9 protein-coding genes and 1 tRNA gene are annotated in these 11,474 nt (G+C 71.8%); 7 read left to right on the forward strand and 3 right to left on the reverse strand.

The window, feature by feature from the left end:
* The 3 genes from B4M60_RS06115 to B4M60_RS06125 all read right to left on the reverse strand — a co-directional run.
* Nucleotides 1-1,082 (reverse strand): NAD(P)(+) transhydrogenase (Re/Si-specific) subunit beta (locus tag B4M60_RS06115; RefSeq protein WP_291081275.1); only part of this gene is annotated, 1,082 nt, incomplete at its 3' end.
* A gap of 3 nt (nt 1,083-1,085) precedes the next feature.
* A complete protein-coding gene (locus B4M60_RS06120; protein ID WP_291081277.1) occupies nt 1,086-2,708 on the reverse strand; it encodes a Re/Si-specific NAD(P)(+) transhydrogenase subunit alpha in 1,623 nt (540 codons plus the stop codon).
* A gap of 387 nt (nt 2,709-3,095) precedes the next feature.
* Nucleotides 3,096-3,181 (reverse strand) — tRNA-Leu (locus B4M60_RS06125).
* Nucleotides 3,182-3,383: 202 nt separating this feature from the next.
* Here B4M60_RS06125 and B4M60_RS06130 point away from each other — a divergent pair.
* From B4M60_RS06130 to pknB, 7 genes are all read left to right on the forward strand, one after another.
* On the forward strand, nt 3,384-4,253 hold the full coding sequence (locus B4M60_RS06130; RefSeq protein ID WP_291081279.1) for a DUF3662 and FHA domain-containing protein: 870 nt from the start codon (nt 3,384-3,386) through the stop codon (nt 4,251-4,253).
* An 85-nt stretch (nt 4,254-4,338) separates the two neighbouring features.
* The gene (locus tag B4M60_RS06135; protein ID WP_291081281.1) at nt 4,339-4,797 is read left to right on the forward strand and encodes an FHA domain-containing protein FhaB/FipA; all 459 of its coding nucleotides are present in this window, start codon (nt 4,339-4,341) and stop codon (nt 4,795-4,797) included.
* Nucleotides 4,794-6,239 carry a PP2C family protein-serine/threonine phosphatase gene (locus tag B4M60_RS06140; RefSeq protein ID WP_291081283.1) on the forward strand — a complete coding sequence of 482 codons (1,446 nt, stop codon included), beginning with the start codon at nt 4,794-4,796 and terminating at the stop codon, nt 6,237-6,239. The genes B4M60_RS06135 and B4M60_RS06140 overlap by 4 nt, the downstream gene beginning before the upstream one ends.
* 2 nt (nt 6,240-6,241) lie before the next feature.
* The gene (locus B4M60_RS06145; RefSeq protein ID WP_291081285.1) at nt 6,242-7,690 is read left to right on the forward strand and encodes an FtsW/RodA/SpoVE family cell cycle protein; all 1,449 of its coding nucleotides are present in this window, start codon (nt 6,242-6,244) and stop codon (nt 7,688-7,690) included.
* A gap of 7 nt (nt 7,691-7,697) precedes the next feature.
* On the forward strand, nt 7,698-9,170 hold the full coding sequence (locus B4M60_RS06150) for a penicillin-binding transpeptidase domain-containing protein (protein WP_291081287.1): 1,473 nt from the start codon (nt 7,698-7,700) through the stop codon (nt 9,168-9,170).
* Nucleotides 9,167-10,669 carry a serine/threonine-protein kinase gene (locus tag B4M60_RS06155; RefSeq protein WP_291081289.1) on the forward strand — a complete coding sequence of 501 codons (1,503 nt, stop codon included), beginning with the start codon at nt 9,167-9,169 and terminating at the stop codon, nt 10,667-10,669. The genes B4M60_RS06150 and B4M60_RS06155 overlap by 4 nt, the downstream gene beginning before the upstream one ends.
* Nucleotides 10,666-11,474: Stk1 family PASTA domain-containing Ser/Thr kinase (gene pknB, locus B4M60_RS06160; RefSeq protein WP_291081291.1), on the forward strand; the 809-nt coding region annotated here is incomplete at its 3' end. The genes B4M60_RS06155 and pknB, both read left to right, overlap by 4 nt.

The raw sequence follows: 11,474 nt of genomic DNA on the forward strand, positions 1-11,474 counted from the left end.
AGCACGTTCATGTGGCCGGGCAGGCGCCCGGCCACGGGATGGACGGCAAAGCGCACGTCCACGCCCCGCTCCCGCAGGATGCGGGTGAGGTCGGCCACCGGGTACTGCGCCTGCGCCACCGCCATGCCGTAGCCCGGGGTGATGATCACCGAGGACGCGCCCGCGAGCAGTTCGGCCGCACCGGCGACGTCGATCTCGCTGTGCTCCCCGTGGTCCTTGCCCTCGCCCGAGGGGGCCTCGATGCCGAAGCCGCCCATGATGACGGAGAAGAACGAGCGGTTCATGGCCTTGCACATGATGTAGGACAGGTACGCACCGGACGAGCCGACCAGGGCCCCGGTCACGATGAGCAGGTCGTTGCCCAGCAGGAAGCCCGTCGCCGCGGCGGCCCAGCCCGAGTACGAGTTGAGCATCGACACCACGACCGGCATGTCGCCGCCGCCGATGGAGGCCACCAGGTGCCAGCCCAGCGCCAGGGCCAGGGCGGTCACCACGATGAGCATCCACAGGGCCGGGGAGATGACGAACCACACCGTCAGCGCGACAAAGGCCACGAGGATCCCGGCGTTGATGAGGTTCTTGCCCGGCAGCACCAGCGGCGAGGACTTCATCTTCCCGGACAGCTTGAGGTAGGCCACGATCGAGCCGGTGAGGGTGACGGCACCGATGAACACGCCGATGAACACCTCGGCGTGGTGGATGCCCAGCAGCGACCCGGTCAGCTCACCGTGGAGGTTCGGCTCGAGGTAGCCGTTCCAGCCCACCAGGACCGCGGCCAGTCCGACGAAGGAGTGCAGCAGGGCGATCAGCTCGGGCATCTCGGTCATCTGCACGCTGCGGGCCCGCAGCAGCCCGATCACCGCGCCGATGAGCACGGCCACCACCATCAGGACGATGCCGATGGTCGCGGGCTTGTGGTCGATCACCAGGGCGACCGTGGCCACCAGCGCCAGCGCCATGCCGGAGATACCGAAGGTCAGGCCTCGGCGGGCGGTCTCGTGCTTGGACAGGCCCGCCAGCGACAGGATGAACAGCAGCGCGGCGACCAGGTAGGCCGCATTCGCGGCGGTCTCGATGGTCATCGGTCAGGCTCCCTTCGAGAACATGGCGAGCATGCGGCGCGTCACGGCGAAACCGCCGAACACGTTGATGGACGCGACGAGGATCGCGATGGTGGCCAGCGCCAGGCCGAGGGTGTTGTCGATGCCGATCTGCAGCAGCGCACCCACGACGATCACGCCGGAGATGGCGTTGGTCACCGACATCAGCGGCGTGTGCAGCGCGTGGTGGACGTTGCCGATGACGTAGTAGCCGATCACGATCGCCAGGACGAACACCGTGATGTGGCGCGGGATGTCGCCCGGCGCCACGGCCGTGAGGACCAGCAGCAGCGCCATGCCCGCGGCGATCATCGCCAGCTTCGCCCCGGCGGACATCGTCTTCTTCTCCGCCGGCGGCTCCGCCCGCACGGCCGGGGCCGCGGCCGGCGCGGCGCTGACCTGCACCGGCGGGGGTGGCCACATGACCTCCCCGGCACGGGCCACGGTCACGCCGCGCTGGACCACGTCGTCCAGGTCCAGCGCCCACCGCCCGTCCTTGCCCGGGGTGACGAGCTTGGCCAGGTTGACCAGGTTGGTGCCGTACAGCTGCGAGGCCTGGGCGGGCAGACGGCCGGCCAGGTCGGTGTAGCCGATGATGGTCACGCCGTTCTCGGTCACCACCACCTGGTCCGCCACCGAGCCCTCGACGTTGCCGCCCTGCGCGGCGGCCATGTCCACGATGACCGAGCCCCGCTTCATCAGCGCGACGTCGGCGGCAGTGATCAGACGCGGGGCAGCCCGGCCCGGGATGAGCGCCGTGGTGATGACGATGTCCACGTCTGCGGCCTGCGCCGAGTACAGCGCCGCCGCCGCGCGGTCGTACGCCTCGCTGGTGGCCTTGGCGTACCCGTCCGAGGAGACTTCCTTCTCCTCCTCCGGCACCTCGACCGGCAGGTACTCGCCGCCGATCGACTTGACCTGATCGGCCACCTCGGGCCGCGGGTCGGTCGCCCGCACGATCGCGCCCAGGCTGCTCGCCGCACCGATCGCGGCCAGACCGGCCACCCCAGCGCCCGCCACGAGGACCTTGGCCGGCGGAACCTTGCCCGCGGCGGTGACCTGGCCGGTGAAGAACCGGCCGAAGTGATGGGCGGCCTCGATCACGGCGCGGTAGCCGGCGATATTGGCCATCGAACTCAGAACGTCCATCGACTGCGCGCGCGAGATTCGCGGCACCGCATCCATCGCCATCGCGGTCACCCCGCGCTCGGCCAGCGCGCTGACCAGCCGCTCGTTCTGGGCCGGGGCCAGCAGGCCCACCAGCGTGGCGCCGGACCGGAGCCGGGCCACCTCGGCCTCGGTCGGCACGGCCACCTTGAGAACCACGTCGCTGCCCCACGCCCGGTCACCGGAGACCAGCTCGGCCCCGGCCCCCGCGTAGGCGGCATCGGCGAACCCGGCGCGGGTGCCGGCGCCCTGCTCCACCACGACCCGGTACCCGAGCCCGATCAACTTCTCCACGGTGGCCGGCGTCGCCGCCACCCTGTTCTCGCCCGGGTTGGACTCCGCGACCACACCGATCACGGCGCTCTCGCCGGCTGTCGTGTCGATCGACTCGCCGGGCGCGGGCGCCGTCTTCTCTGGGATCTGTTCGAGGCTCGAGGCCATTGGTGTTCCTTCGTACAGCGTGTTGGAGAGCCGGTACCCCGCGTACCGGCTCCGATGATCACGGCCTTGTCGGCCGTTGTCCTTTCCACTCCCGGCACACCGCCGTACCGGGCTCGCTCTCGAGAACGATCTAGTTCAGAGCCAGCGATGAAGCTCAACGGGCGGGAGGGTGGCCCCGGCTTCGTCCCGCCCATAAGGCGGAGTCCTCCGGCCCGGGCGGGGGTGGCGCCGCGGGAGCCCAGAGGACAATGACGCGAGCGTACGTGACGACCACCTCACCCACGAAAATCTGTGATCCGGGTCACCAAGCGCGTGATACCCCGTAAATGCACGAAGGCCGGCCTGTCGGCCGGCCTCGCTGGCGATCGAGTCGGACCCGACTCGCTCTGGTGGGCGAAGGGGGACTTGAACCCCCACGTCCCGAAGGACACTGGCACCTGAAGCCAGCGCGTCTGCCATTCCGCCACTCGCCCGAGTAACGCCCGCATACGTTAACACGGTCCGATCGGGCCGCACTAATCCGCTGGTGGGGGTCTTCGGAGTGGGCGCCCGGCCCGCCGGCCGGCCGCTTCCCGCGTGCTTACCACCGCCCGCGCCTCTATGATCGACCGGATGCCGCCGTGTGGTGGCGTCGACAGACCGTGCCCGGGCGGCCGAGGGGAAGGGAGGCGAGGCGTGGGATTCGTGAGCAAGTTCGAACGCACCCTGCAGGGCGCCGTCGGCGACGCGTTCGCCCGTCTCTTCGGGGGCAAGGTCGTGGCTGCCGAGGTCGAGGCCCAGCTGCGCAAGCAGGCGGAGGCCTCCCTCAAGGTGGCCGACGGTCACCTCTTGGTGTCCAACAGCTACACCATCACCCTGGCCCGGTCCGACTACGCGTCGTTCACCGAGGACGAGGCCCTGGCCGTGAAGACCTTCTCCCGCCACCTCTCGGACCACATCTCCGACCAGGGGTGGGAGACGTACGGCCCGGTCGCGGTGACGTTCGTCGAACGCGACGACCTCCACACCGGGCAGATGCGTATAGACGGTGTCGTGGACCCCGACGCCGTGCCGTTCCACATCTCGGCCGCCGCGCCGGTTCCGGGGCCGGGCCACCCGGCTCCGTCGTCGCCGAACCGCGTCCCGCCGAGCGCGAGTCAGGAGAACAACCACGTGCAGGCACCAGCCTCCAACTATCCCGTCGCCGCCCGGTCCGGTCAGGGCACCGGCTGGGGCGGCCCGTCGGACGCCCCCACCCGGATCACCCCGGGCCGTTCCTCACTGACCGTGACGCTGCACCTCGACGACGGCTCCGGCCGCACGTTCCGCCTCCAGCGGGGGTCCAACCTGCTCGGTCGCGGCCAGGACGCGGCGTTCCGGCTCCCGGACACCGGGGTGTCGCGCCAGCACGCCGACATCCGCTTCGACGGCCGGGAGGCGGTCCTCACCGACCTCGGCTCGACCAACGGCACCACGGTCAACGGCGGCCCCGTCCAGGACTGGCAGCTGGCCGACGGGGACGTCATCCGGGTCGGACACTCGGAGATCACCGTCCGGTTCGACTAGCCTCGACACGACAGACCCCGGGAACCGTCCGGGGCGATCGGCCGTCGCCTGTGGTGACCCGAGCCACGGAGGGGAGGACGAACTCGTGCAGGGACTCGTTCTGCAGCTCTCCCGCGGCCTCCTGCTGGCCATGCTGTGGCTGTTCATCTACCTCACCCTGCGCGCGCTGAAGACCGACGTCTTCGGCAACGTCGGGATGCGGTCGGCCGGGCAGGGCGAGCGTCGGGGCGGCCTCCTCGGCCGGGGCGACAAGACCATCCGCCACCTCGTCGTGACCCAGGGGGCCCTCTCCGGGACCCGCATCACCCTCTCCGAACAGCCGGTCCTGCTGGGCCGCGCGGACTCGTGCACGCTCGTGATCGACGACGACTACGCCAGCAACCAGCACGCCCGGCTCTCCCCCCACGGACCCGACTGGTTCCTCGAGGACCTGGGCTCGACGAACGGCACCTATCTGGACAGATCGAGGGTGACGACCCCGGTCAAGGTGGCCGCCGGCACGCCGATCCGGATCGGCAAGACCGTGATCGAGCTCCGGACGTGACCCCCGCCCTCGTCTACACCGCGCGCTCGCACCTGGGCATGGTGCGGGAGAACAACGAGGACTCGGCGTACGCCGGCCCCCGGCTTCTCGCGCTGGCGGACGGCATGGGCGGTCACGCCGCCGGCGAGATCGCCAGCCAGTTCGTGGTGGCCGCGCTGGCCAGGTTGGACGAGGACGAGCAGGGGCAGGACCTCACCGCCGCGCTCACCCGGGCGCTGGGCGCGGGCAACGCGGCGATCGCCGCGCACGTGGACGCCCACCCCGAGACCGACGGCATGGGCTGCACGGCCACCGCGCTGCTCTTCGACGGCCGCCGCGTGGGGCTGATCCACGTGGGCGACTCCCGCGCCTACCTCCTGCGCGACGGCGTGCTCACCCAGATCACCAAGGACGACACCTTTGTCCAGTCCCTCGTCGACCGCGGGGAGCTCTCCGCCGACGAGGCCCACACCCATCCCCGGCGCTCGCTCATCCTCAAGGCGCTCACCGGTGAGCCGGTGGAGCCCACCGCCGTCATCCGCGAGGCCCGCATCGGCGACCGCTACCTGCTGTGCTCGGACGGCCTGTCGGACCCGGTGAGCGCCGAGACCATCGGGGAGACGCTCGGCACCGGGACCGTCGAGGTCGCCGCCGACCGGCTGGTCCAGCTCGCGCTGCGGTCGGGCGGGCCGGACAACATCACGGTGGTGGTGGCCGACGTGCTCGACTCCCCCCGCGACGCGCCGACCCTCCCCGTGGTGGTGGGCGCCGCGTCGTCCGACGAGGCGGGCGTGGTGGACCCCGCCGCCGATCCCCACTCCGACACCGCCGCCGGCAGGGCCGCCGCGTTCTCCCGCGCCCAGGTGGCCTCGCAGAACGGCGAGTCCGCCCCCGCGGACGCGGGTGCGGGCGGGCGTGGGACCGGATCCGACGACGACGAGGCGGACCCCGCCGCCCCGCGCGGCACCCGCTGGCGTTTCGCGCTGAGCGTCGTCGGGGTCCTGGTCCTGCTCGCCGGGATCGTCGGCGTGTCCGCGCTGCTCGTCAGGAGCAACTACTTCGTCACAGAGCAGGACAGCCAGGTCGTGGTCAAGCGGGGCATCTCCGGGGAGGTCTTCGGACTCTCGCTCGCCTCGGTCAGCCAGAAGGCGTGCCTCACCCAGGACGGGACCCTGACGATGCACGACCCCGACGCGATCCCCGCCGGCTGCGACGTGTTCACGCTCGGCGATCTCCGCGAGCCCGCCCGGGAGACCGTCCGCGCCGGGCTGCCGTCGGGCAGCCTCGCCGAGGCGAACGCACAGGTCTACCGGCTCGCGCAGGACAACCTCCTGCCCCCGTGCGAACCCACGCGGCGGGCGGGTCGGGAGGCCGGGGCGACCCCCTCGCCGTCGTCGCCCCCCACCTCCGCCGTGCCCGAGCCGGTGCCGGTGCCCGGCGAGGACTGCCGGGTGGTGAGCTGACCGTGTCCGCCCCCTCATCGGATCCCCGGCAGCAGGCGATCCCCGACCGGCCCCGCCGCGGCAAGGAACTCGTCCTGCTCGTGGCCGCCTCGGTGATCGTCGGGTTCTCCCTGCTGCTCGTCCAGCTGGCCCAGGAGCAGGAGCTCTCGCTCTCGCTGCTGTGGATCACCCTGGCGTTCCTCGGGCTCTCCGGTGCCGCCCACCTGCTGATCCGCTGGCTGGCGCCCTTCGCCGACCCCGTCCTGCTGCCCGCGGTCACCCTGCTCAACGGCCTCGGCCTGGTGCTCATCTACCGCCTGGACCTGGCCTACGCCGCGCGGGCGATCGCGAACGGGAACGACCCGCCGGGCATGGACGTGACCCGCCAGCTGCTGTGGACGTTCCTCGGGCTGAGCGTGATGGCGATGGTGCTGTACTTCCTGCGCGACCACCGCGTGCTGGCGCGGTACGGCTACACGATGGGCCTCGCCGGGCTGGTCCTGCTGGCGATCCCCGCCCTGCTGCCCTCCCGGTTCTCCGAGATCAACGGCGCCAAGAACTGGATCATCCTGCCGGGCTTCACGCTCCAGCCCGGCGAGTTCGCCAAGATCCTGCTCATCATCTTCTTCGCCTCCATCCTCGTGGAGAAGCGGGAGCTGTTCACCACCGCCGGCAAGCGCGTCCTGGGGGTGGACCTGCCGCGCGCCCGCGACCTCGGGCCGATCATCGTGGCGTGGTTCCTCTCGCTCGGCGTCCTGGTCTTCAACACCGACCTCGGCATGTGCCTGCTGCTGTTCGCGACCGTGCTCACCATGCTGTACGTGGCCACGGAGCGCGTGAGCTGGCTGCTCATCGGCGTGGTGCTGGTGGCGATCGGCGGGGTGCTCGCCTACGGACTGTTCGGGCACGTGCGGGTGCGGTTCCAGATCTGGCGGGACCCCTTCGCGTTCTTCGACACCGGCGGGTACCAGAGCTCGCAGGCCCTGTTCGGGCTGGCCTCCGGCGGGATGGGCGGCACCGGGCTCGGCAACGGCCGGCCCGACCAGGTCCCGTTCGCGGGCACCGACTTCATCACCTCGACCATCGGCGAGGAGCTGGGGCTCATCGGCCTGGCGGCCGTCCTCATGGTCTACGCGATCCTCGTCCTGCGCGGGATCCGGGTGGGCCTGACCATCCGCGACAGCTTCGGCAAACTCGTCGCCGTGGGCCTGGCGTTCACCATGGCCTTCCAGGTGTTCGTGGTGGTCGGCGGCGTGACGACCCTCATCCCGCTCACCGGCCTGACCCTGCCGTTCATGGCCTACGGCGGGTCGAGCCTGCTGGCGAACTACGCGCTGCTGGCCATCCTGCTCCGGCTGTCGCACGACGCCCGCCGGCCGATGCCCACCCCCCGCCAGGCGCCGGCGCTGGCGGAGGCCGCCACCGGCATGATGAGCAGCCCCCTGCTGTCCCGCTTCCGGGCCCACGGGTGAGCGCCGGATGAACGCCGCCATCCGCAGGGTCGCTGTGGCCGCCATGGTCATGGTGGTGGCGCTGCTGCTCCAGCTCACGTGGATCCAGGTCTTCCGCGCCGACGATCTGCGCGCCGACCCCCGCAACACCCGGATGCTCCTGGACGAGTACTCCCGGCAGCGCGGCCAGATCACCGCGGGCGGCCGCGTGCTGGCCCTGTCCCTACCGGGGGACGGCCGCTACAAATACGTCCGCACCTACCCCACCGACCCGGTCGCCTTCGGCCCGACGGTCGGGTACTACTCCCTCCAGTACGCCACGTCCGGGATCGAGCAGTCCCAGGACGCCTTCCTCAACGGGTCGGATTCGCGCCTGCTCTCCCAGCGCATCTCCGGCCTCATCTCCGGCCGCACCCCGCAGGGCGGATCGGTCGAGCTGACACTGGACCCGGTCGCGCAGCAGGTCGCCTACGACGCGCTCCGGCGGGGCGCCGGCCAGGGCTCCTTCGTGGGATCCGTGGCGGCGGTCCGCCCCTCGACCGGCGAGGTGCTGGCGCTGGCCTCCAGCCCGTCGTTCGACCCCAACGCGCTGTCCAGCCAGGAGCAGACCGTCCGGACCGAGGAGATGGAGCGGATCGAGCAGAGCGCCGACCGGCCGTTGCTCAACCACGCCACGCAGCAGTCGCTACCCCCCGGTTCCACCATGAAGGTCATCACCACCGCCGCGGCGCTCGAGCAGGGCATGGGCCCGGAGACCCCCGTCTCCGGCGCCGACCGCACCCTGCTGCCCGGCACCTCCACCTATCTGCAGAACTACGCGGGCCAGACGTGCGGGGGCGGGACCGTCACGCTGCGCAGGGCGTTCGAGCTGTCCTGCAACGTGCCGTTCGTCGAGCTCAGCCAGGAGATCGGGGCGGAGGCGTTCACGGAGATGGCGGAGCGATTCGGGATCGACGGGCGCCCACCCGAGGACTTCGCGATCCCCGTCGCCCCGTCCGGCCTCGGCCGGATGGACGACTCCGCCCAGCTGGCGATGAGCGCGATCGGCCAGAGCGACGTCCGGATGACCACCCTGCAGAACGCCATGGTCGCGGCGACCGTCTCCAACGGCGGGGTCCGCATGGAGCCGCAGCTCATCAAGTCCCTGACGGCGCCCGACCTCTCGCTGGTCCAGGCGTTCACCCCCCGCGACGCCGGACGCGCGCTCACCGACGAGCAGGCCGGAACCCTCACCGAGCTCATGGTGGGGGCCGAGGCCAACGCCGGCGGCGGCCTGTCCGGGGTGACCATCGCCTCCAAGACCGGCACCGCCGAGCACGGCGTGGACTCCTCCGAGTCCATCCCCTACACCTGGTACATCGCGTTCGTCCCCGGGCAGGACGTGGCCGTGGCGGTGGCGATCGAGTCCGGACCCGGCATCACCCGCGACACGGTCGGTGCCACCTTCGCGGGCCCCATCGGCCGTGAGGTCCTGGGCGCCCTCCTCGGAGGCGCCGGATGAGCCTCAACTCGGGAGCCCTCCTGTCCCACCGGTACCGCCTGCTGCGCCTCATCGCCACCGGCGGGATGGGTCAGGTCTGGGAGGCCGACGACGCGGTGCTCGACCGCCACGTGGCCGTCAAGGTCCTCAAGGCCGAGTACTCCTCGGACCCGGAGTTCGTGGAGCGGTTCCGCTCCGAGGCCAAGGTCACCGCGAGGATCTCCCATCCCGGGATCGCGACGGTCTACGACTACGGTCAGATCGACGACCCCGCGTCCGGCAGCCCGCTGTCCTACCTGGTGATGGAGCTCGTGGTGGGCGAGCCGCTCTCCGACGTCCTCGCCCGCGAGGGGACGCTGCCGCTGCGGCACACGCTCGACATGCTCGAGCAGACAGGCCGCGCGCTCCACGCGGCGCACGCGATCGGCCTGGTCCACCGGGACGTCAAGCCGGGCAACATCCTCATCACGCCCACCGGTCAGGTCAAACTCACCGACTTCGGGATCGCCAAGTCGATGGGCGCCTCCTCCGTGACCCAGACCGGGATGGTCGTGGGTACCGCCCAGTACATCGCCCCCGAGCAGGCCATGGGGCAGGAGACCACCCCGGCCGGTGACGTGTACTCCCTCGGCGTGGTGGGCTACGAGTGCGTGTCCGGACGTCGACCGTTCATCGCCGACTCGCCGGTGTCGATGGCGATGATGCACGTCCACGACGCCCCGCCGCCGCTGCCCGACACGGTGCCCACCCCGGTCCGACGGCTCCTGGCGGGGGCGATGGTCAAGGATCCCGGCCGGCGCTACCCCGACGGCGGGGCCTTCGCCGACGCCGTCTCCGACGTGCGGGCCGGCCGCGAGCCCAGGCCGGCGACCGCGTTCCCCGCCGGTGCGGCGGCCGGCGGCGTGCTCGGCGCCGCCGCGGGCGCGGCGTCCGGTGCCACCGCGGCCACCACCGTGCTGCCCGACGAGCCACCCGGGGCCGGCGGGGCGGCGCGGCCCGACCCGACGCGGGCCTACACGCGGCACCTTCCCGGGCCCCCCGCTCCGTCGCCGGCCCGGTCCACCGCGATGCGCCACCAGGCCCCACCCGTCACCGCCCGGCCGGCCCGGCGGCGTGGCGGCACCGGATGCGCGGGATGGTTCCTGCTGGTGTTCGTCCTGGTGACGGCGCTCGCCGTGGCCGCGGCCATCGCGCTGTCCAACGCGGGCGCCTTCGGCCCCGGCGGCCTGTTCGGCGGCCCCACCGCGCCCTCGCCGACCAGGTCCGCCCCGCAGACCCCGACGCAGCAGGCTCCGACGCCGACCCCGACCCCGACACCGACCCCCACGCCGGAGCCGACGCCGACGCCGCAGCCCACCCCGAGCTCGCCGGTGGTCCCGCCGCCGCCGGACCTCCAGGACATGCTCGACTCGTTGACCTCCGAGCTCAACTCGCTCATCCCCCAGCAGGATCAGGGCACCAACGGGAACGCGCCGGCCGCCGCCGGTCGGAACAACGGCAGGGGAGGTGCCCTCGGATGACCACACCTCGTCTCCTGGCGGGCCGGTACGAGATCGGCGAGATCCTCGGATTCGGCGGCATGTCGGAGGTCCACCGCGGCCGGGACACCGTCCTCGGACGCGATGTGGCGGTCAAGATCATGCGGCCGGAGCTGGCGCGTGACGCGACGTTTTACCAGCGCTTCCGCCGCGAGGCCCAGAACTCGGCGTCGCTGAACCATCCCTCGATCGTGGCGATCTACGACACCGGCGAGGAGCACACCGCCGACGGTGACCTGCCGTACATCGTCATGGAGGTGGTCGAGGGGGACACCCTCCGCGACATCGTCAAGATGGACGGTCCCATGGAGATCGACCGCGCCCTCGGGGTGATGGCCGACGTCTGCGGCGCGCTCGACTTCTCGCACAAGAAGGGGATCATCCACCGCGACGTCAAACCGGCGAACATCATGATCTCCCGCGACGGCGCCGTCAAGGTCATGGACTTCGGGATCGCCCGGGCGGTGAGCGACTCGACGTCCACCCTCACCGCCACCTCGTCCGTCCTCGGGACCGCGCAGTACCTCAGCCCCGAGCAGGCCCGGGGCGAGACCGTCGACGCCCGCTCGGACCTCTACTCCGCCGGCTGCGTGCTCTACGAGTTGGTGGCCGGCGCCCCGCCGTTCACCGGCGAGTCCCCCGTGGCGGTGGCATACCAGCACGTCCGGGAGTCGCCGCGGCCCCCGTCGGCCGTCAACCCGGACGTCACCCCGTACGTCGACGCCGTGGTGATGCATGCCATGGCCAAGAACCCCGAGAACCGGTACACCTCCGCGGGCGACATGCG

It is taken from the genome of Dietzia sp. UBA5065 (assembly GCA_002415925.1).
Lineage (GTDB): Bacteria > Actinomycetota > Actinomycetes > Mycobacteriales > Mycobacteriaceae > Dietzia.